23 protein-coding genes and 1 riboswitch are annotated in these 20,218 nt (G+C 66.2%); of the genes, 11 read left to right on the top strand and 12 right to left on the bottom strand.

Translation table 11 applies throughout. The features are described 5' to 3' along the window. Positions 1-29 precede the first annotated feature (29 nt). The 5 genes from paaE to paaA are packed head-to-tail and all read right to left on the bottom strand — an operon-like array spanning position 30 to position 4,068. Positions 30-1,148, bottom strand: coding sequence for a 1,2-phenylacetyl-CoA epoxidase subunit PaaE (gene paaE / locus CXR29_RS00760; RefSeq protein ID WP_127363582.1), 1,119 nt, complete (start codon positions 1,146-1,148; stop codon positions 30-32). After that, positions 1,148-1,723, bottom strand: a complete 576-nt coding sequence (gene paaD / locus CXR29_RS00755) for a 1,2-phenylacetyl-CoA epoxidase subunit PaaD (protein WP_241241529.1) — start codon at positions 1,721-1,723, stop codon at positions 1,148-1,150. Before paaD ends, paaE begins: the two co-directional genes overlap by 1 nt. Beyond that, the gene (gene paaC / locus CXR29_RS00750) at positions 1,717-2,697 is read right to left on the bottom strand and encodes a 1,2-phenylacetyl-CoA epoxidase subunit PaaC (RefSeq protein WP_101596325.1); all 981 of its coding nucleotides are present in this window, start codon (positions 2,695-2,697) and stop codon (positions 1,717-1,719) included. The genes paaD and paaC overlap by 7 nt, the downstream gene beginning before the upstream one ends. Positions 2,698-2,710: 13 nt before the next feature. Next, positions 2,711-3,052 (bottom strand): 1,2-phenylacetyl-CoA epoxidase subunit PaaB, encoded by a 342-nt coding sequence (gene paaB / locus CXR29_RS00745; RefSeq protein ID WP_025777409.1) that lies wholly within the window; start codon positions 3,050-3,052, stop codon positions 2,711-2,713. Continuing rightward, positions 3,049-4,068, bottom strand: a complete 1,020-nt coding sequence (paaA, locus tag CXR29_RS00740; RefSeq protein ID WP_127363581.1) for a 1,2-phenylacetyl-CoA epoxidase subunit PaaA — start codon at positions 4,066-4,068, stop codon at positions 3,049-3,051. Before paaA ends, paaB begins: the two co-directional genes overlap by 4 nt. A 551-nt stretch (positions 4,069-4,619) precedes the next feature. Between paaA and paaI the strand changes: the two genes are divergently transcribed. The 3 genes from paaI to CXR29_RS00725 all read left to right on the top strand — a co-directional run bounded on the left by paaI (position 4,620) and on the right by CXR29_RS00725 (position 7,417). Beyond that, a complete protein-coding gene (gene paaI / locus CXR29_RS00735) occupies positions 4,620-5,147 on the top strand; it encodes a hydroxyphenylacetyl-CoA thioesterase PaaI (RefSeq protein WP_127363580.1) in 528 nt (175 codons plus the stop codon). 159 nt (positions 5,148-5,306) lie between these two features. Beyond that, entirely contained in the window at positions 5,307-6,602 is a 1,296-nt protein-coding gene (locus tag CXR29_RS00730) for an AMP-binding protein (RefSeq protein ID WP_127363579.1), read from the top strand. 86 nt (positions 6,603-6,688) lie between these two features. After that, positions 6,689-7,417 (top strand): TetR/AcrR family transcriptional regulator, encoded by a 729-nt coding sequence (locus CXR29_RS00725; protein WP_127363578.1) that lies wholly within the window; start codon positions 6,689-6,691, stop codon positions 7,415-7,417. 21 nt (positions 7,418-7,438) lie between these two features. Here the strand turns inward: CXR29_RS00725 and CXR29_RS00720 are convergent, their stop codons facing one another. Both CXR29_RS00720 and vapB read right to left on the bottom strand, forming a co-directional pair. Further along, a complete protein-coding gene (locus CXR29_RS00720) occupies positions 7,439-7,852 on the bottom strand; it encodes a PIN domain nuclease (RefSeq protein WP_241241528.1) in 414 nt (137 codons plus the stop codon). Next, positions 7,843-8,052, bottom strand: coding sequence for a type II toxin-antitoxin system VapB family antitoxin (gene vapB / locus CXR29_RS00715; protein ID WP_025777403.1), 210 nt, complete (start codon positions 8,050-8,052; stop codon positions 7,843-7,845). Before vapB ends, CXR29_RS00720 begins: the two co-directional genes overlap by 10 nt. A gap of 16 nt (positions 8,053-8,068) precedes the next feature. On the opposite strand from vapB, the gene CXR29_RS00710 reads away from it, so the two are divergent. The 3 genes from CXR29_RS00710 to CXR29_RS00700 are packed head-to-tail and all read left to right on the top strand — an operon-like array spanning position 8,069 to position 10,058. Continuing rightward, a complete protein-coding gene (locus CXR29_RS00710) occupies positions 8,069-9,097 on the top strand; it encodes an FAD-binding oxidoreductase (RefSeq protein WP_241241527.1) in 1,029 nt (342 codons plus the stop codon). Then, a complete protein-coding gene (locus CXR29_RS00705) occupies positions 9,094-9,696 on the top strand; it encodes a diacylglycerol/lipid kinase family protein (RefSeq protein WP_164742737.1) in 603 nt (200 codons plus the stop codon). Before CXR29_RS00710 ends, CXR29_RS00705 begins: the two co-directional genes overlap by 4 nt. After that, positions 9,636-10,058 (top strand): diacylglycerol/lipid kinase family protein, encoded by a 423-nt coding sequence (locus CXR29_RS00700; RefSeq protein ID WP_127363575.1) that lies wholly within the window; start codon positions 9,636-9,638, stop codon positions 10,056-10,058. The genes CXR29_RS00705 and CXR29_RS00700 overlap by 61 nt, the downstream gene beginning before the upstream one ends. A 144-nt stretch (positions 10,059-10,202) precedes the next feature. Here the strand turns inward: CXR29_RS00700 and paaZ are convergent, their stop codons facing one another. Further along, the gene (gene paaZ, locus CXR29_RS00695) at positions 10,203-12,239 is read right to left on the bottom strand and encodes a phenylacetic acid degradation bifunctional protein PaaZ (protein ID WP_127363574.1); all 2,037 of its coding nucleotides are present in this window, start codon (positions 12,237-12,239) and stop codon (positions 10,203-10,205) included. 249 nt (positions 12,240-12,488) lie between these two features. Between paaZ and CXR29_RS00690 the strand changes: the two genes are divergently transcribed. Together CXR29_RS00690 and CXR29_RS00685 are read left to right on the top strand one after the other, a co-directional pair. Beyond that, complete coding sequence (locus CXR29_RS00690) at positions 12,489-13,823, top strand: MFS transporter (RefSeq protein ID WP_127363573.1); 1,335 nt, start codon at positions 12,489-12,491, stop codon at positions 13,821-13,823. 145 nt (positions 13,824-13,968) lie between these two features. After that, positions 13,969-14,931 carry a threonine/serine dehydratase gene (locus CXR29_RS00685; protein WP_127363572.1) on the top strand — a complete coding sequence of 321 codons (963 nt, stop codon included), beginning with the start codon at positions 13,969-13,971 and terminating at the stop codon, positions 14,929-14,931. A 7-nt stretch (positions 14,932-14,938) separates the two neighbouring features. Here CXR29_RS00685 and CXR29_RS00680 read toward each other — a convergent pair whose 3' ends face one another. Both CXR29_RS00680 and CXR29_RS00675 read right to left on the bottom strand, forming a co-directional pair. Beyond that, the gene (locus CXR29_RS00680) at positions 14,939-15,130 is read right to left on the bottom strand and encodes a hypothetical protein (RefSeq protein ID WP_025777397.1); all 192 of its coding nucleotides are present in this window, start codon (positions 15,128-15,130) and stop codon (positions 14,939-14,941) included. 82 nt (positions 15,131-15,212) lie between these two features. After that, positions 15,213-15,527 carry an ATP-binding cassette domain-containing protein gene (locus tag CXR29_RS00675; RefSeq protein ID WP_206516240.1) on the bottom strand — a complete coding sequence of 105 codons (315 nt, stop codon included), beginning with the start codon at positions 15,525-15,527 and terminating at the stop codon, positions 15,213-15,215. Positions 15,528-15,560: 33 nt separating this feature from the next. On the opposite strand from CXR29_RS00675, the gene CXR29_RS00670 reads away from it, so the two are divergent. Continuing rightward, positions 15,561-17,132, top strand: a complete 1,572-nt coding sequence (locus CXR29_RS00670; RefSeq protein ID WP_240516202.1) for a recombinase family protein — start codon at positions 15,561-15,563, stop codon at positions 17,130-17,132. A 44-nt stretch (positions 17,133-17,176) separates the two neighbouring features. Here CXR29_RS00670 and CXR29_RS00665 read toward each other — a convergent pair whose 3' ends face one another. Beyond that, entirely contained in the window at positions 17,177-17,377 is a 201-nt protein-coding gene (locus tag CXR29_RS00665) for a hypothetical protein (RefSeq protein ID WP_096157499.1), read from the bottom strand. A 996-nt stretch (positions 17,378-18,373) separates the two neighbouring features. Beyond that, a complete protein-coding gene (locus CXR29_RS00660) occupies positions 18,374-18,577 on the bottom strand; it encodes a hypothetical protein (RefSeq protein ID WP_018022526.1) in 204 nt (67 codons plus the stop codon). Positions 18,578-18,782: 205 nt separating this feature from the next. Next, a riboswitch (TPP riboswitch) is annotated at positions 18,783-18,899 on the top strand. 34 nt (positions 18,900-18,933) lie between these two features. Here CXR29_RS00660 and CXR29_RS00655 point away from each other — a divergent pair. Next, entirely contained in the window at positions 18,934-19,407 is a 474-nt protein-coding gene (locus tag CXR29_RS00655) for an NUDIX hydrolase (RefSeq protein ID WP_018022527.1), read from the top strand. After that, positions 19,404-20,213: a bifunctional hydroxymethylpyrimidine kinase/phosphomethylpyrimidine kinase gene (gene thiD, locus CXR29_RS00650; protein ID WP_018022528.1), complete on the top strand. Its 810-nt coding sequence runs from the start codon at positions 19,404-19,406 to the stop codon at positions 20,211-20,213. Before CXR29_RS00655 ends, thiD begins: the two co-directional genes overlap by 4 nt. Positions 20,214-20,218: the final 5 nt, after the last annotated feature.

The following is a 20,218-nucleotide window of genomic DNA, read 5'->3' as shown; positions in this document are numbered from 1 at the left end:
GGGCCGGCGCCCGGTTCGGTTCGGGCCGCTTACGAGTCGAAGTCGACGGTGACCTCGTCGCTGACCGGGAACGTCTGGCAGGTGAGGACGAAGTTCGCCTCGACCTCGGCGTCCTCGAGAGCGTAGTTGCGGACCATGTTGACCTCACCGCCGCAGATCTTCGCGCGGCAGGTTCCGCACACCCCGCCCTTGCAGGCGAACGGCAGATCGGACCGGGATTCCTGTGCGGAGTCGAGGATGGTCTTGCCCTGCGACATCGCCGAGGTGGAGCGTTTGCCGTCGAGGATGACGGTGACGTCGCTGGTGGCTCCCTCGATGACCTTGTCCGCGTGGACGACCTCCGGTGGGGGTTCGTCGACGTAGAAGAGTTCGAAGTGGATCCTCTCCTTCGGCACGCCGAATTCGGCGAGCACCTTGCGGGCGTCTTCGAGCATGCCGAAGGGTCCGCACAGCCACACATGGTCCATGCTGCCGATCGGGACGATGGCGGTGAGCAGGTCCCGCAGCTTCTCCTCGTCGAGACGACCGGAGAAGAGCTCCACATCGCGGGGTTCGCGGGAGAGCACGTGGACGAGGTCGAGCTGCTGGTTGCGGGCGTCCTTGAGGTCGGCGAGCTCCTCGGCGAACATCACGGTGTTCGTGTGCCGGTTGCCGTAGAGCAGAGTCACCGAGGCGTCGGGGTTCGACAGGACGGTCGAGGCGATGGAGAGCATCGGGGTGATTCCCGAGCCTGCGGCGATGCACAGGTGCCTGCCGCCGGCGGAGGCATCGGCGCGGAAGCTGCCCGAGGGAGGCTGCACCTCGATGACGTCACCGGGACGGACCTCGCGCACCAGCCACAGGGAGAAGAGTCCTTCGGGGACTTCGCGCACACCGATGCGCGGGGCGGTTCCGGCCGGGGCGCAGATCGAATAGGTGCGGCGGTGCTCGGCGCCGTCGATGATGCGGCGCAGGGTCAGGGACTGTCCTGCCGCGAAGTCGAAGAGTTCGCTGTATTCGCCGGGCACGTCGAAGGTCACGGCGGCCGAATCCTCGGTGAGGTGGTCGACGGATTTCACGGTCAGCGGGTAGAAGGCCGACCGGGAGAATCCGTCGGCAGGCTCGGTGGCGGGGGCCGCCTCGGCGGTCTGATCGATCAGATCGGTCATCAGATCTCCTTCACATGGTCGAACGGTTCGAGGCAGACGTTGCACTGGTACATGGCCTTGCATGCGGTTGCGCCGAACTCGGAGGACAGCCTGACGTCGTCGGATCCGCACAGCACGCAGGTCACGGCGCGGCGGGTGGGCATGAGCGTCAGCGCCACCGGGCCGGAGTTGCGCGGTGCGGCTCCGGGTGGGGAGATTCCGGCGTCCTTGAGGGCTTTCTTCCCGCGTTCGGTGATCCAGTCGCTCGTCCAGGCAGGGGTCAGGGACACGCGCACCTCGGCATCGGGGAATCCGGCCTCGAGGAGTTCGCGCTGCAGGTCATCGCGCATCGTCGCCATCGCGGGGCAGCCCGAATAGGTGGGGGTGATGATGGTGACAACGTGGCCGTTCTCGATCGTGACGTCGCGCAGCACCCCGAGATCGAGGAGGGTGAGCATCGGCATCTCGGGGTCGGTCACGCGTTCGGCGGCGGCCCAGGCACGGTCGATCGCCTCGGCGGCGGTGTCAGTCGTACGAGTATCCATGTCAGCTGTGCGGGTGTCGGTCGGGGAGGTCTCGAGCATGGCGGTCACCACTGCCCCTCCGGGTGCTCGCGGGCGACGACCTGCATCTCGGCGAGCAGCTTCGACAGGGCCTCGGTGTGGAGTCCGTCGCGGCCCTTGCCGCGGTGGACGCCGACTCCGGCCAGACCGCCGCGTTCGGGCCGGTCGATTCCGGCCGCGGCGAACACCTGGTCGAGGATGACGGATGCCTCGTCGGCCACCGTCGCGGGGTCGACGCCGATTCCGGCTTCGGCCACGGCAGTCTCGACCGGGTGGGTCTCGAAGAGTTCGGACCACAGCGGCCACAGGCCGTTCAGTGCGGTGACCAGGCGGGATCGCGATTCCTCGGTCCCGCGGGCCAGGGTCACGACCCAGCGTCCGGCGAAGTCGCGGTGGTAGGACATCTCCTTCACACCCTTGGCCGCGATGGCCGCGAGCACGGTGTCGCGGCTGCTCGAGAGTCGTTCGAAGATCGACAGGCGCCACGTGGAGTAGATGAGGATCTTCGCGACCGCCTCGGCGAAGTCGCCGCCCGGCACCTCGGCCAGGCGGACGTTGCGGAAGTCCAGGTCGTTGCGGAAGTACGCGAGCCGGTCCTCATCGGGGACCGGGGAGCCGGCGGGCAGTTCGGGCACGAGCTGCGGATCGGCGGCTGCGGCGCGGGCGAGCAGGAGACGCGCCTGTCCGAGGAGGTCGAGGGCGATGTTCGCCAGCGCGATGTCCTCTTCGAGATCTGGGGCGTTCGAGCACCATTCGGAGATCCGCTGGCTGAACACGAGCGCGTCGTCGCCGAGCATGAGGCAGTACGCCCCGAGGTCCTTGGCATCAACACCGTCGGGAACGGTCGTATCGACGCCGGCCAGGGGGTCTTCGAAGTCGGTGCCGAAGGCCCAGTTCGCGTCGTTGACGAGCAGTCCGGAGTACGCGTTGTCGTGGTCGCCGTGTTCGACGTTCGTGCCGGCTTCGTCGTGTTCGACGTGGATGGTGGGTTCGTTGTTCGCAGTCATCTCTCGCCCCTTCTCACATATGGGGGACATCGGAGGGGATGTCGTAGAAGGTCGGGTGGCGGTAGACCTTGTCGCCGCTGGGGGCGAACATCGGGTCCTTCTCGTCCGGGCTTGAGGCCGTGATGTCGGAGGCGCGGACGACCCAGATGCTCACGCCTTCGTTGCGTCGGGTGTAGACGTCGCGGGCGTGGTGGACGGCCATCTGATCGTCGGCGGCGTGCAGGGATCCGACGTGGACGTGGTTGAGTCCGCGCTTGCCGCGCACGAAGACCTCGTACAGCGGCCATTCGCCGCGGGTCGAGCCCGCAGTCGAATTGTCCTTCGCCGAGGTGGGGCCGGGGTTGGTCTCGGTCATTTCGCTGCCTCCTCAGGCGTGGTGGTGTCGACTCCGGCGGCGGGAGTCTCGTCAGCCGCCGCCTCGGCGGTCTGGTTCTCGGCGAAGGCGAGCGCGGCTTCGCGCACCCACGCCCCCTCGTCCCAGGCGCGCTTGCGGTGGGTCAGGCGCTGTTCGTTGCAGGGTCCGTCGCCCTTGACGACGGCCCAGAACTCGTCCCAGTTCGGGGTGGAGAAGTCGTAGTGTCCGCGTTCTTCGTTCCACTTGAGGAACTCATCGGGGAACGTCACGCCGAGGGCTTCGGCCTGCGGGACGGACATGTCGACGAACTTCTGACGCAGCTCGTCGTTCGTGTGGGTCTTGATGCCCCAGATCATCGACTGTTCGGTGTTCGGCGAGTTGTCGTCGGGCGGGCCGAACATCATCAGGGCCGGCCACCAGAAGCGGTTGACCGATTCCTGGACCATCTCACGCTGGGCGTCGGTGCCGCGCATCATCGTCATGAGCAGTTCGTAGCCCTGGCGTTGGTGGAAGGACTCCTCCTTGCAGATGCGGATCATCGCGCGGCCGTAGGGGCCGAAGGAGGTCCGGCACAGCGGCACCTGGTTGCAGATGGCCGCCCCGTCGACGAGCCAGCCGATGGTGCCGACATCGGTGTAGGACAGGGTCGGGTAGTTGAAGATCGAGGAGTACTTCTGCTTGCCGGCGACGAGCTTCTCGGTGAGCTCGTTGCGTGTGGCGCCCAGGGTTTCGGCGGCCGAGTAGAGGTAGAGGCCGTGTCCGGCTTCGTCCTGGACCTTCGCCAGCAGGATCGCCTTGCGCCGCAGGGAGGGTGCGCGGGAGATCCAGTTGCCTTCTGGCTGCATGCCGATGATCTCCGAGTGCGCGTGCTGCGCGACCTGGCGGATGAGCGTTTTGCGGTAGGCCTCGGGCATCCAGTCCCGGGGTTCGATCCGATCCTTGGCCTCGATCGTGGCGTCGAACTGCTCCTGCAGCTGCGCCTCGTCGAACCGGTTGTCGTTCACTTGAATTGTCATGACCACTCCGCCCTTGGATGTGCCCTTGTCAGGACCTGCCTCGGTCAGCGGCTGCCGACCTCGAATCGGTCCGACCATCGTATGGCCTTCTGGTCCGGGGCATCCATTTACTGACCATTTGTTCTGTATTGTTGCCACCAGTGTCGCACACCCCTCGCCCGGGCGCAATGCCACCCACGCGAAAGAGCCGCTCAACCCCGCCGCGTCGCCGAATCGCCCCTCTGCTCAGCGGCGCCCGCCGAATTCAGGTCAGCATCGGATACTTTCAGCGCCGGAAAATGTCCGAGAGCGACCTATATTTCTCGGCAGCTGTCCGATAGTGACCTATTCCCGCCTGGGCTTGACGATGCGTGCGCAATTCGCAGGCCGAATCACCCCGGGACTTGACACCGAAGACGATCGGCACGATATTTATTGACCAGATGGTCGTTTATTCTCCGACGGGCTGACCGTCCGGAATCACGGGGAACTCTCACCGTCGTCCACACACAGCGGCGCAGGCGCTCCTCGTGCACCGGCGCCCGAACCCGCGACTCGAGGAGGAGCCGACCATGGGGCAGCCCGCCCACGATACGACGACCGCGGAGTCGCAGACCCCGAACGAACCCACCCCCACCGAGGCGGCCCCCGAGTCCCCCACCGAGGCGTCCTCCCCGGTCCCAGAGACCACGACGTCCTCACCCGAGCTCACCGGTGCGGCCGCGATGTTCGCCAATGACCGAGCGTCCCAGCACTTGGGCATCACCGTCGATGACCACGGACCCGGGTGGGCGCAGTGCTCGATGACGGTCACCGAGATCATGACCAACGGCCATGACATCACGCACGGCGGCTACATCTTCCTCTTCGCCGACACGACCTTCGCGATGGCCTGCAACTATCCCGGATCGATCACGGTCGCCTCCGGCGGAGACATCGACTTCCTCAAACCCACGCACCTCGGTGAAGAGCTCGTCGCTCGCGGCCATGAGGTCATCAAGCAGGGACGCTCGGGCATCTACGACGTCACGGTCACCCGCGGCGACGACATCATTGCCACCTACCGCGGCCGCTCCCGCACGCTGCCCGCCCGCAAGTAGACCCGGCCAACCGCACGACTTCCCGACCCGCGTCCGGCTCCCCGCCGAGCCGGAGGACCCCCACCGAACCACCCGTCGACGACCGGACACCGAAGAACGGTGGACCACCTCGGCGGTCTTTGGATCTGACACACAGAAGAGATTCGCAAGGAGACGATGATGACTGAGACCGACCTCGACGCCGGCGAACGGATGAGCCTGGACGAGCTGCGCGCCGACCAGCTGACAAACTTCAAGACCACGGTGACCTCGGTGTACGAACGGGTGCCGTTCTACCGGAAGGCCTTCGACGAACTCGGCGTGGCTCCCGCCGACATCACGAGCCTCGATGACATTGCGAAGCTGCCGTTCACGACCAAGCAGGACCTGCGCGACAACTACCCGTTCGGGCTCTTCGCCGTCCCGCAGGAGCAGGTCGCGCGCATCCACGCCTCCTCGGGAACGACGGGCCTGCCGACGGTCGTCGGGTACACGATGGGCGATCTCGATCGGTGGGGCAGCCTCATCGCGCGGTCCATCCTCGGTGCGGGCGGCAAGCGCGGTCAGATGATGCACAACGCCTACGGCTACGGCCTGTTCACCGGCGGTCTGGGCGTCCACGGGGCAGAGCGTCACGGGTTCACGGTCGTCCCGATCTCCGGCGGTCAGACCCCGCGCCAGGTGCAGCTCATCCAGGACTTCAAGCCGGACATCATCACGGCCACCCCGACCTACCTGCTCACGATCCTCGACGAGTTCCACAAGCAGGGCATCGACCCGACCTCGACGAGCCTGAAGACCGCGATCTGCGGTGCCGAGCCGTGGACGGACGAGATGCGCAAGGAGATCGAGAGCTCCTTCAACATCAACGCCGTCGACATCTACGGCCTCTCCGAGGTCATGGGACCGGGCGTGGCCTGCGAGTCCGCGGTGACGAAGGACGGCCCGACGATCTGGGAGGACCACTTCTACCCGGAGATCGTCGACCCCTTCACCGGTGAGGTGCTGCCCGACGGGCAGGAGGGCGAACTCGTCTTCACCTCGCTGACGAAGGAAGCGCTGCCGATCATCCGCTACCGTACGCATGATCTGGCGACCCTGCTGCCGGGCACCGCTCGCCCGAACTTCCGCCGTATCTCGCGCATCACCGGCCGTTCCGATGACCTCATGATCATCCGCGGCGTCAACGTCTACCCCGCGAACGTCGAGACCGTGCTCTTCGAGTTCGCGCCGCTGAGCCCGCACTTCCAGCTCGTCCTCACTCGCCCGGGTCGGATGGACGAGATGACCGTCGAGGTCGAAGCCCGCGACGGCGTCGGCGCCGTCGAGCTCGAGGGTCTCGACAAGCTTGTGGCCGCCCGCATCAAGGAGCGCCTCGGCGTCTCCTGCACCATCGACATCAAGCTGCCCGGCGACCTGCCGCGTTCGGTCGGCAAGATGAAGCGCATCATCGACCGCCGCGAAGGCGTGCGCTGAGATGAGCGCCCCGGATTCGCAGCATGCGCACCGACCTGTGACCGGTATCGCGGCGTGCCGCCCGGCACCTCGTTAGACTGGTGCGCATGCCTGAATCCCCCTCACCTGCGCAGACTTCGCCGCAGACAGCGATGACTGCGGACCCGGCCGCCGCGGCGAACGCCCAGTCGTCGACGTCAACATCGTCAACGACGTCCTCGTCGACCCCCGCCGAGGCGGCCGCCCCCAAACGCTCGCGCCGCGGCCGTCCCGGATACGACCGGGAGACCCTCATCAACAGGGCCACCGAAGTCTTCGTCTCCCGGGGCTATGACGGCACGTCGATGGACACGGTCGCCCGTGAGCTCGGCATCACGAAGTCGGCGATCTACCATCACGTGACGTCGAAGGAAGAGCTGCTGCACCTGGCGATCAGCCGTGGCATCCGCGCGCTCGATTCCGCGGTGGAGACCGAGAGTCTGCGTGAGAACGTCTCCGCACTCGAACGCCTGCGCCTGGCCGTGCGCGCCAGCGTGGTCATCCTCATCGAATACCACCATTCGGTGACTCTGCTGCTGCGCGTGCGCGGAAACTCAGCCTTGGAACGCGAAGCCCTCGAGGCGCGCCGCAAGATCGATGCGAAGGTCCGAGCCCTCGTCGAGGCCGCCATCGCCGAGGGCGGCCTGCGTTCGGACTTCACCGCCGGGCTCATCACCCGCCTGCTCTTCGGCATGGTCAACTCGATCACCGAGTGGTACCGCCCCAGCTATCCCGTCGACCCCGACACCATCGCCGAGGCGGTCACGACGATGGCCTTCCAGGGGCTGAAGGCCTGAGGCTCAGCCCTCCTCGGGCGCTCAGTCGATCCGCTCGAACTCCTGCTCAGTGATTTCAGCGATCAACTCGAAATCCTTGTCCTGATGCAGGACAACAAGCCCATTCACCTCGCCGATCGCGGCAATAAGCAGATCTGGGACCGACGGCGCGCGGTGATGACCCTTGTCAGCCAGGATGCCCTGCACCTCAATGGCTCTTCTCTCGACCGCCGGTGTAATCCCTGCAAGTGGCATCAGGGAAATCGGGGGTGTTTCGATGGCTGCGGACCAGTCTGTTGGGCTCGTCGCCGAATACCCTACTTCCAGCAGAGTCGGGATTGAGATCTGGACCAGACCACGGTTGATCCGGTCCAGCCACTGCTCGGCCTCACCGCTGCGTCCGACTCGAACCAACGCAGATTTGTCAATGAGCCACGAGAGCCCCTTCACCCCCACGCCCCACTCATATGCTGCTCATCCGCCAGTCGATCGAATTTGCGCAGGTCCTCGATAGTCGCCGCTTCATCGGAGCGAAGCGCCTCCCGATCAATCGTCCGCCGCAGATATTCAGCACGAGACAACCCCGCGCGCCGAGCCATCGCATCGACTCTCGACAGAGTCTCATCCGAAATGTTTCGGATCAGCACATCAGTCATCTCGCATCACCTCCATTTGATATCCAATGATATCATCCGAACCGCGCAGAGGGAACGGATCGCCCACGGCCGCATCGATGAGAACGTCTGCGGTCTGCGCTGCTCGACCCCGAACGGCCCCGTCGAGCTGCCCACCACCCCGGCCACGGCGGCCGGCCCGAACCCGCGGCAGCTCTTCGTCGGCTCCGAAGGGACGCTGGGCATCATCACCGAGGCGACCCTGCGGATCCATCGCGTGCCGAAGGCAGTGCTGGGCGACTCCTGGTTCTTCCCCGACTTCGCTTCGGGCAGCGCAGCACTGCGGGAGATGGAGCAGTCGGGACTGCACCTCGACATCGCCCGTCTCTCGGATGCCAACGAGACCGCGTTCGGTCTCGCGCAGCTCGGCAGCGAGCTGCAGCGCAGGGGCGTTCTCGCTTACCTGCGCGCCCGCGGCCTCACGACTCCCTGCCTCCTCATCGTCCGCTACGACGGCACCCCCTCCGATGTGCGTGCGCGTCGCTCGCAGGGCCGTTCGATCGTGCGTCGGCACCAGGGCGTCAACCTCGGCGCGGTTCCGGAGACCTCGTGGGAGAAGCACCGCTTCTCGACTCCGTACCTGCGGGATCAGCTGCTGCGTGAGGGCATGATCGTCGAGACGATGGAGACCTCGGCCCCGTGGTCGAAGGTGAATGACCTCCACGGCACGATGACTGCCGGAATCGAGACAGCGATGGTCGAGCGCGGCACTCCTGCATTCGTGCTCTGCCACGTCTCGCATCTCTACGCCACGGGCTGTTCGCTGTATTACACGGTCTTCGCCAAGCAGGAGGTCGGGGCGGAGATCGCCCAATGGAAGGCGCTGAAGTCCGCGGCCAGCGACGCCATCATGGCAGGCGGCGGAACGATCACCCACCATCACGCCGTCGGCACCGATCACGCTCCGTGGCTGCCGGCAGAGGCCGGTCAGATGTGGCTGCGGATGCTGCGTGCGGCCAAGGCCGAGGTCGACCCGACCGGCATCATGAATCCCGGCAAGCTGATGAACGGACCGGAACGACTGTGAGCGGCATCGACGACAAGGGCGACTTCGGCACGGATTCCACAGACCGGGGCTCTGCACGGCCGGTCGCCGACCCGGCGGTCGTGCCCGTGATCCTCAATCCCACGGCACGGCGCGGAGCGGTGCTCAGACGCATCGATCCGCTCGTCCACGCCTTCGCAGCACACGGCCTCGAGGCGCGGCTTGTCAGAAGCACGAGCGCCGACCACGCGAAGAAGCTCGCCGCAGCATTCGCCGCCGAGGGCGCCCCAGTCGTCGGCGCACTCGGCGGGGACGGGATGGCGCGCACAGTGGCCGCGGGGCTCGTCGACACCGCAACATCACTGGGCGTCATCGCCGGTGGGCGCGGCAATGACCTCATCGGCAAACTCGGCATCCCGAAAGGCGTCGAAGAGGCCGTGGCCACCATCGCGAACGGAACCGATCGTGCCATCGACGTGCTCGACCTCGACGGCACGATCAGCCTCGGCAACGTCTGCCTCGGCCTCGATTCGACCGTCCAGCGGCATGCGAACTCGACCAGGGTCGTCCGGGCCCTTGGGTGTACCTGTACGGGATCCTGCGTGCGATCCTGCCGCCGAGGAGCATCGACCTCGATCTGACAGTCGACGGACAGCGCCTCGACTTCCGGGGCCTGACTGCGGGTTTCGCGAATTCCGGCCGCTACGGGGGCGGACTCACACTCTCCACCGAGGCGGCGATCGACGACGGACTCATCGACGTCGTCCTCCTCAAGGAGGCGTGGCTGCCGAGGCTCGCCGTCGAGCTCGTCGCGTTCATGTCCGGCAAGCACGACCGGCATCCGCATATCCACTTCGCCCACGCGCGGGAGGTGAAGATCGACACCCCCGCCGGTGCCGCGCCGGTCGAGATCGTCGCCGACGGCGACGCGGTCGCGCAGACCCCGGCAACAGTGACGATCCGCCCGTCATGCCTCAAGGTCCGCGTTCCCCACGACCGGTGATTCGGGTCGCCCAAGGTTCCGGCGGCAGTCATCCGCCGCGGGAACACTCAGCACAGCGAGAAGGCCCAGTCCCGGACGTTCCGTGCGGTCGAACTGCTCGAAATCCCGCACAGGACGTCCGGAACTCGACAACCTTTTGCGCCCTCAGTACTCCTTGGCCACCAGGGTGAGCACGTCGTAGTTCGCGACGGGCTCCTCGTTCTGGTTGACGACCTGCGCGTCCCAGCGGACCTCACCGTATTCGTCGGTCTCACGCGGAGTGATGCGCTTGGCTGTCAGTGTCACCTTGAGCTTGTCACCTGGGGAGACGGGCGTGATGAAGTTGAGCCCCTCGAGTCCGTAGTTCGCGAGCACCGGGCCCGGGTCCGGCTGGACGAAGAGTCCGGCGGCGAAGGACACGATGAGGTAGCCGTGCGCCACGCGTCCCGGGAAGAACGGGTTCGCGGCGGCCGCCTCCTCGTTCATGTGGGCGTAGAAGGTGTCCCCGGTGAAGTTCGCGAAGTGCTCGATATCGTCGAGCGTGACCTCGCGCCATTCCGAATCCAGGGTGTCGCCGATGCGCAGATCCGCAAGCGACTTCGTGAACGGATGCTCGCCGAGGCGGCGCTCCGATCCGTTGACCCATTCCCCACCGATCGCGGTGAGCATGTCCGGGGAGGCCTGGATCGCGGTGCGCTGCATGAAGTGTGTGATACCGCGCAGTCCACCCATCTCCTCACCGCCGCCGGCCCGACCGGGGCCGCCGTGGATGAGGTTCGGCAGCGGCGAACCGTGACCGGTCGACTCGTCGGCATCGTCACGGTCGAGGACGAGCACGCGGCCGTGCCACGGGGCGATCTTCCGGACGAATTCGGTGGCGAACTCACGGTCGTGGGTGACGACGGAGCCGACCAGGGAGCCGCGGCCGCGGGCGGCCAGACGGACGGCATCCTCGGTGTCGGAATAGGTGATGATCGAGGTCACGGGCCCGAAAGCCTCGATGTCGTGGACGGCATCGGACCAGGCGTCATCGGCCTGGAGGACGGTCGCCGCGACATAGGCTCCGCCGTGCTCGGCAGCCAGACGATCGGACTCCTCACGTCCGCCGGTCAGCAGGTGGGCTCCCCCAGCGATGATCCGGTCGACCGCATCGAGGACGTCGGTGCGCTGTTTGTCGGAGACGACGGGGCCCAGGCGGGTGGACTTCTCGCGCGGATCGCCGACGCCCTGGGTGGCGAGCTTCGCGATGATCGCTTCGCCGACCGCCTCGGCGTGGGCCTTAGGCACGAACGTGCGGCGGATCGCGGTGCATTTCTGTCCGGCCTTGACGGTCATCTCGGCGACGACGCCGGAGACGAAGAGGTCGAACTCCTGTGTGCCGGGTGCGGCGTCGGGACCGAGCAGGGAGAAGTTGAGCGAATCCGCCTCGGCGAAGAAGCGGGTGCCGCGCTGGGTCACGCAGTCGAGCGCGGACAGCGTGCGGGCGGTGTTCGCGGACCCGGTGAAGGCGATCGCGTCCTGTTCGGCGAGGTGGTCGAAGAGCGGGGTGACGTCGCCGCTGACCAGCTGGATCGCACCATCGGGGAGCAGCCCGGACTCGATCATGTCGGCAACGACGGCGCGGGTCAGGTGGGCGGTGTCGGTGGCGGGCTTGACGACGACGGGGACGCCGGCGACGAACATCGGCCCGAACTTCTCGAGCATGCCCCAGACGGGGAAGTTGAAGGCGTTGATCTGCAGCGCGAGGCCCTGCCGGGAGGTGAGGATGTGGCGGCCGACGAAGGTGCCGTTCTTCGACAGACGCTCGACTCCGCCGTCGAGGTGGACGGTCGAGTTCGGCATCTGGCGGCGGGCGACGCCGGAGTAGGTGAAGAGGGTGCCGATTCCGCCTTCGATGTCGACGAAGGCGTCGCGCTTCGTGGTGCCGGTGGAAAACGAGATCTCGTGGTAGTTCTTCGTGCGCTCCATGAGGTAGGTCGCAAGCTTCTTCAGTATCACACCGCGCTGGTGGAAGGTGAGTGCCTGCAGCGCCTCGACGCCGGTGGTCCGGGCATGATCGGCGACGGCGGCGAAGTCGATTCCGGCCGAACTCACCGAGTGCAGGAGCTCTCCGGTGCCGGCGTCGCGGACGGGTCGGGCGGACTCGAACGCTCCGGGTGTGCGCCAGCCTCCGGCCACATAGGAACTGAGGATTTCGGTCATGCTTTGCTCTCCCTCGCGGAACGACGTCTCCCGGTTCACGGTGGCCGATGTCGGCACCGCTGCCGATTCATAGAAATATACTAACCAATTGGTCGGTAATTGTCATCGCAAGGAGTGGCGTACGCCACTGTCCTGGTCTATGATCGAGAGCGATTACTGACCGAACGGTCACCATCGGCCGGCCCGAAGACGGACTCGCCGGTGCGCCGCGGTCCTCGGCAATGTCGCCCAGCAACGGAAAGTCCAGGCATGTCCACAACCGCTCAGCACACGATCACCCGCGAGGAGCGCAAGGTCCTCGCCGGCACCCTCGTCGGCACCACCATCGAGTGGTACGACTTCTTCATCTACGCTCAGGCCGCCGGTCTTGTCCTCTCGGCTCAGTACTTCGGCCCGCTGGCCTCGGACAATCCGGCGCTCGGCCAGATCATGGCCTGGGCGTCTCTGGGCATTTCGTTCCTCTTCCGACCGTTGGGCGCAGTCCTCGCCGGCCACCTCGGTGATCGGATCGGGCGGAAGAAGATGCTCGTCCTCACGCTCATCCTCATGGGGGCCGCGACCTCGCTCATCGGCCTGCTGCCGAACTACGCGATGATCGGCATCGGCGCACCGATCCTGCTCACCCTGCTGCGGATCCTCCAGGGCTTCTCCGCCGGCGGCGAATGGGGCGGTGCCGCACTGCTGTCGGTCGAGCATGCCCCGGTCTCCAAGCGCGGGATCTTCGGCGCCTACCCGCAGATCGGCGTGCCCGTGGGCATGATTCTCGCCACCGGCGTCATCTGGATCCTGACCACCGTGCTCACTCCCGAACAGTTCGCGAGCTTCGGCTGGAGGATTCCGTTCCTCTTCTCCGTCGTCCTCGTGCTCGTCGGCTATTACATCCGCCGCCAGGTCGAGGAGTCACCGGTCTTCGCCGAACTCGCCGAACGCAAGGCCGAGTCCTCGGCCCCGCTGGGCACGCTGTTCAAGAAGAACACGAAGGAAGTCGTCCTCTCTGCGCTCATCTTCATCGGCAACAACGCCGTGGGCTACATGATCATCGCGTTCTTCGCCGCCTACGCCTCTCGTCCTCTCGCCGAGGGCGGATCCGTCGGCCTCGACCGGGCGCCCGTGCTGCTGGCGACGACCCTGGCGAGCTTCGGTTGGTTGGTGTTCACGATGTGGGGCGGCGCGCTGTCGGACAAGCTCGGTCGCGTGCGCACCTTCCAGATCGGCTACATCCTGCTCATCGTGTGGCTCATCCCGACGTTCCGCATGATCGACATGGCCAATATCTGGATGTACGGCATCGGCATCTTCGTCCTCACCGTCGGCATGGGTCTGTCCTACGGCCCGATGTCGGCGATGTATGCGGAGATGTTCCCCGTCGAGGTCCGCTATTCAGGTGTGTCGATCGGCTATGCGCTCGGCGCGATCCTCGGCGGCGCCTTCGCCCCGACCATCGCCGAGACCCTGCTGGCCGAGACGGGTTCGTCGATCTCGATCGCGATCTACATGATCATCGTGTGCGTCATCTCGCTCATCGGCGTCAGCCTCGTCAAGGAGACGAAGGGCAACGACCTCGGTTTGGCCAAGCTCCACTGAGGCTACCGCGAACCCCTGGGTCGTCACCTGCACCTCGATTTCCTGGTCGATCCACGGTGATTCCTCCGCCTGTACCACCGTGGATCGACCCAACAATCCACCGAGCCGGCGCACCCACTCAGCAGCTCTCGCATAGGCTGATGGCATGACTGAGCTGACGTATCCCGACATCGAAGCCGCAGCCGAGCGGATCGCCGGCCGGGTGCGCCCGGTGGCCGTGGCCCCGTCCGACAAGGACGGACTCGTCTTCGCCCTCGAGTTCATGCAGCACACGGGCACGTTCAAAGCCCGCGGTGCGCAGAACTTCATCCAGGCGCATCTCGCCGAGGGCACCTTCCCCGAGGCGGGAGTGACGATCGCCTCGGGCGGCAATGCAGGCCTTGCCTGCGCCTGGGCCGGCCGTGCCGCCGGTGTGACGGCGACCGTCTTCCTGCCGACCACGGCACCGAGCGTCAAGGTCGAACGGCTGCGCTCCTATGGGGCGCGTGTGGAGTTGGTCGGTTCCGAATACGCCGAGGCGGCCGCGGCCTGCCAGGAATTCGTCGACTCATCGGGTGCGTTGGCCTCGCACGCCTACGACCATCCGCTCATCGCGGCCGGTGCCGGCACCCTGATGACCGAGATCCTCACGCAGGTGCCCGACCTCGACACCGTCGTCGTCTCCGTCGGAGGCGGCGGACTGTTCGCCGGTGTCGCGACGGCCGCGACCCATCACGGAGTGCGCACGGTGGCGGTCGAACCGGAGAACTGCCGGGCGCTGAACGCCGCAGTGGAAGCGGGTGAGCCGGTCGACGTCACGGTCGATTCGCTGGCAGCGGATTCGCTCGGCGCACGCCGGGTCACGCCGCTGGCACTGGAGGCGGCACGGTCGGATCTGGTCACCTCGGTGCTGGTCAGCGATGAGGCGATCATCGGAGCGCGGCAGCACCTGTGGGATGACCACCGGCTGGCGGTCGAGCATGCGGCGGCGACGGCATTGGCGGGAGTCCGCGGTCAATACGGCGAGTCGGCGAGCGACGGGAAAACTGTGAGCGGCTATGTGCCGGTCGAAGGAGAGAAGGTCTGCGTCGTACTCTGCGGGGCGAACACGAGCCTCGGCGATCTCTGAGGCGACGTCAGCGCGTTCGGTCGCGGTCCTTGGACTTCAGTGAGGCCTTGATGAGGCCGAAGATCGCGAGCGCCACGACAACGGTGATGATGGCCTTGACGAGGAACCACGCGACGGAGAACGCGACGTTGACCACCCACCACGCGATGATGATGGCGATGATCGCGCCGATGACGCTCCACACGGTACTCATCTTCATGCCTCCAGCCTAGGCCCGAGTGCACGGCGGTGCAATGCGCGCGGTGATCGTCCCAGCCGATACCCAGCAGTCGTGCAGTTCGTCAGCCGAGCACCGCACCGGACCGGACCGCGCGGGCCGACCACCGGCGGTCGGCGAAGCCCACCTCGATCGGGTGGTCGAAGGCGGCAGAGACCTGCTCGGAGGTGAGCACCTCGGCGATGGGACCGGCAGCGGTCAGCCGACCGTCGGAGATGAGCGCGGCATGCGTGGTGGTCTCCGGAATCTCCTCGAGATGGTGGGTGACCAGCAGTGTTGCCAGCTCCGGCGAGCGCAGCGACAGGGCATCGATGGTTTCGAGCAGCTGTTCTCGGGCGGCCACGTCGAGACCTGTGGTCGGTTCGTCGATCAAGTTCAAGGGGCAGAGGGAAGGCAGACGCACCTGATGTCCATGAACACCACCACAACGAACACCAACACGACCACGACGAACAGGCTCTTGGAGCTACCGCTGCTCACGCCGGAGTTGCGGACCGCGGTCGAGCGACTCCGGGAGATGGCCGAGGACGACTGGACCGCTTCGATCCTGTATGGGCGGGCCTCACAGGACCGGCACAAGCTGATGCGCTCGATCGATGACCAGCTCACTGACATGGTCGGCTGGTGCCTGCCGATCGAATGGTACCCGGAGGCGATCGTCCGCGATGCTGACCGGTCGGCCTCGCAGTGGCGCAGGCGCGAACGCGAGGGCTTCGACGAGGCCATGGCCTTGATCGAGTCCGGCAGGTATGGCGGCTTTGCCTCTTGGGAGCCGTCTCGTGCCGGGCGCGATATGGAGGTTTACGTGCAGCTGCGCAAGGCCTGCCAGCGCGCCGGGGTCCTCTACCTCACCCACGGCAGGGTGTATGACTTCTCCCGCTCCGATGACACGTTCATGATGGGCTTCGAGTTCCTCCGCGCCGAAGCGGACGCGAACACGATGCGCGAGCGGCAGTTGCGCACAGTCAAGCTCAACGCGGACAAGGGCCGCCCCCACGGTCGCCTCCCGTACGGATACCGGCGGGTCTACGACCAGCACACCGGTGTCCTGCTGCGCCAGGAACCCGACCCCCACACCGGGCAGATCGTCCGCGATGCCGCCCGTGATGTGCTGGCTGGTAAGTCCATGTACTCGATAGCGATGCGGTTGCAGGATGCTGGGGAGCCGACACCGAAGAAGCCGTGGGCCGAGAGTCCCCGCGGCTGGGATACCTACACCGTCCGCCAGGTGCTCCAGAACCCCACCATCGCCGGCAAGCGCGTCTACCGCGGTGAGGTCATCGGCCAGGCGCAGTGGGAGGCGTTGATCGAGTGGGAGGACTTCCAGAAGATCCAGCGCCTGTTCGCCGATCCCGGACGTCTCGTCAAGGGCGGTGGCGGGATGGCCGCGAAGACGCTCATGGTCCACATCGCCCGCTGCCACTACTGCGGCCGCCCTTTGAAGCGGGCCACGATGCGGAAGAAGGAGAGGACTCCGGCGGTGAAGTACCAGTGCCAGTTCCGGGGGTGCTATAAGACGATGATCTCCCAGCCGGGCCTGGACGCCTATGTCGAGCAGGTCGTGCTGGAGTGGTTCCAGAACCCGACCAACCTCGCCTGGCTCACCGGCGACGACGACGGCGACTGGCTCAAGGTTGCCGAGGCTGCCGAGCAGAAGCGGGCGGCGTTGCAGGCCCGCCTGGACGAGGTCATCGCCCAGTACGCGGCCGGGAGTCTGAACCTCGACACGCTCACGAAGCTGGAAGCCGCGTTGCGGCCCCAGATCGCCGAGGCCGAGCAGGCGCTCATCCCCCCGGTGACCGACGAGCGGGTGCGTGCCCTGGTCACCGCCGAGGATGTGCCTGCCGCGTGGGCGGGCCTGCCACTGTTGGAGCGGAGGAAGATCATCAAGGCCACGTTCAACGTCCGCATCCAGCAGACTCAGAACCGGGGCCAGAACGCCTTCGAGCCCGAGCGGGTACTCATCGAGCCCCGCGCACTCTAAAGGACGTGGGGCTCGATGCCGAGACGGTCAGGATGCCGGGTGGGTCAGGTGGCGTCGCCGCGGAGTTGGTGGCGGATCAGCTCGGCCTGCTCGGCACTCATGGGCGGGAACCGGGAGGCTGTGGTCTTCGCGGCCTGCCGGATCGTCTCCCGGTCGGTGTCGGTCAGGGCCTCGTCGTCGATCGCCAGGCGCGGCCTCGTCGTCGTGGTGGGCGTATGGGTCTGGGGTGTCGGGATACTGTTCATACCCGACAGGTACGCCTATACACCCGAGGTTCAAAAACAGCAATCACTGCATCTAGCCATCCGCGCAGGAGCGAGCTACTATATGTGGATGGTCAGTGCTGTCGTGCCCTTGGAGGCCCCGAAAACGGGGTCGGGCACGGGGGTGCCGATTCGGCGCCCCCGGAGCAGTCACCAGCGGAACGTCACGGTGGTGAAAATTGTGCACCACCGTCAGCCCGCTGTCGTCGTCTCCGGCAGCACGGTTGTGGCAATTTGCCACCACCGTCGACCTGCCCTCGTTCTTGACGGTGGTGCCACGGTGGCACCACGGTCGGCTCGAGCCCACGGGGGTGAAAATTTTCCACCCCCGTGCCCAAGCCAACGGTCCCGCAAATTTTGCAGGACCGTGCCCGCGCCGGGGGCCGGTGAACGGCTCCGGAAATTTTCCGGCCCCGTTGCCCCTGCACGGTTCGCACCTGCGGATGGCATGGTGGTGCCGATTCGGCACCACCATGGCCTGCCCGCGCGAGGCGTACGGCGCCGCCACAGTGGCGGCACCGTGGGCGTCCCCCTGGCACGGTGGGAGGAAATTTCCTCCCACCGTGCCAGGGGTTTCGCCCTGAGAGGTTGGCCTGCGTCGTGATCAACGGGTCCGCCCATTTTGCGGACCCGTTCTCCTCGCCCGGACGTGACCGGGCCGCCCGCACGCTGCTCTCGTTCCGCTCGCCTGTGGCGGTACGTTGAGTGTTCATAGTCCGAGTCCTCGGTCATGTGGCCCCCGCCCCTGGTCTGGTGGACCGAACGGCGGGTCGGGGTCGAGGCGGTGTGCTCGCCGCTGCAACGCCGCTCGCAGCTCGTGATCCAGGGCACCTATCTCGCGCCGTGGGCGGTCTCGGCTTCCTTCCACGCCGCCGGGTCGGTGTAGCCGGGGATGTTGACGAGCACCTCGGTGCCGGGATACGTGTAATGATCCGGCATCACCGTCCACCCCCGCCCGAGACATTGGCCCGCGGCGTGTTACCGGGTGATGCCGTGCTTCGCGTCGATCTGCGCCAGCCGGACGGCGATGGCGTCATCGGCGGACATCTCTCCAGTGAGCACCTTGCGGCCCAGGGCACGGTCGGCGTCAGTCTCCTCTTCGCTAGCCATCCGCTGGCTCGCAGTGACCTGCGCTTCGAGCCGGTCGATCTCGGCCTGTTCCAGGGCCTTCGTCGTCGCCATGACCTGTCCTCCTTCATGCTCGCCCGACACCTTCCATTCTACCGTCCAAGGCCGACACCGACCAGTGACTCCACCCGTGAGACGGGCACTTGCTCCATCGGGCACAGTCGCAGCACTGGATAGGTGCGCAGCCGATCCCAACACCAGCATCCCGCAGCGGGCAATCCGCGCAGGGTGTATCTGTGACGGCATTCTGGTAGATTCGGGTTGCACCGAGGGGTGTCCCGTCAAGGGGCTGAGATACCACTGGACGTTGTCAGCGTGGTGACCCTAGAACCTGATCCGGATCATGCCGGCGAAGGGACTGGTCTAGCAGGGCTTCTTTCCTTCGCTGGCCTCCCCATTAGGAGGTTACAGTGTCCCATTCTGTTGTCGGCCCCGCGACGTCCTCAGTCGAGGTGCGCCCGAGGGTCGCGGTCATTTCCGTCCTCATCAAAGATGACCATGTCCTCTTGGTGCGTCGCGCGAACCCTCCTGATGCAGGATTCTGGGGATTCCCGGGCGGGAAGATCGAATTCGGAGAAACGATCACCAAAGCCGCCGAACGCGAACTCGGTGAAGAAACCAGCATCATCGGTCAGGCGACCGGTGTTTTGACTTCCGTTGACGCGTTCAGCCGAGACGAGACTGGACGGTTGGACAGTCACTACGTGCTTATCGCCGTGCTCTGCCAGTGGCGCTCGGGGCAACCCCACGCTGGCGACGACGCCCTCGAAGCACGCTGGTTCCCCCTCGACGAGGTCGACGAGGCCCGCCTGACTCTGAGCAAGGATGTCGCCGAGGTCGCCCGCTACGCCGCCACACAGCAGCAGAAGGAAGTGCACGCATGACGATCAAGAACGTCCTATCCATCGCAGGCACCGACCCCACTGGCGGGGCGGGCATCCACGCCGATCTCAAAGCCTTCTCAGCGAGGGGCACCTACGGTATGGCCGCGATCACCGCGGTCGTGGCACAGAACACGCGCGGTGTGCGCTCGTTCATGCCCCTTGATCCCTCTTTCGTCGGTGAGCAGATCGATGCAGTGTTCGACGATGTGCGCGTCGACGCGGTAAAGATCGGTATGGTCGCCAACGCCGCGATCGCCGAGGTCATCGCCGAGCGCCTGCAATACCACGAAGCCGAGACCGTGGTCCTTGATCCGGTGATGGTCGCCAAGAGCGGCGACAGGCTGTTGGACGACGATGCGGTCGCAGCCATCCGAGACACGCTCGTGCCACTGGCCACGATCATCACCCCGAACCTTCCCGAAGCCGCCGTGCTCCTCGACACCACAGATGTCACCCGCTTGGGGCAGATGGAGGACCAGGCCACCGGGCTGCGTGGCCTTGGCTGTCAGTGGGCGCTACTCAAAGGCGGGCATCTCACGAACGAGACGGTCAGTGTCGACTACCTCGCCGGCCCCGACGGGATCTCCACCTACACCTCTCCCAGGATCGAAACCCTCAACGACCACGGCACCGGCTGCACCTTGTCCTCGGCGATCACCGCACTGCTGCCTGACCACACCGTGCCCGAAAGCGTTGAACGGGCGAAGACCTACCTGCACGGCGCTCTCGTTGCCAGCGACCGCCTCGACGTCGGCCAAGGTCACGGTCCCCTGCATCACTTCCACCAGCTCTGGCCGCGCGGGTAGGGATG

Origin of the sequence: Brevibacterium linens, from assembly GCF_003999335.1 — a bacterium.
In the GTDB taxonomy this organism is placed as follows: domain Bacteria; phylum Actinomycetota; class Actinomycetes; order Actinomycetales; family Brevibacteriaceae; genus Brevibacterium; species Brevibacterium linens.
Note: the sequence above shows the minus strand (reverse complement) of the source record. Positions and strands in the feature narration are given on the sequence as shown.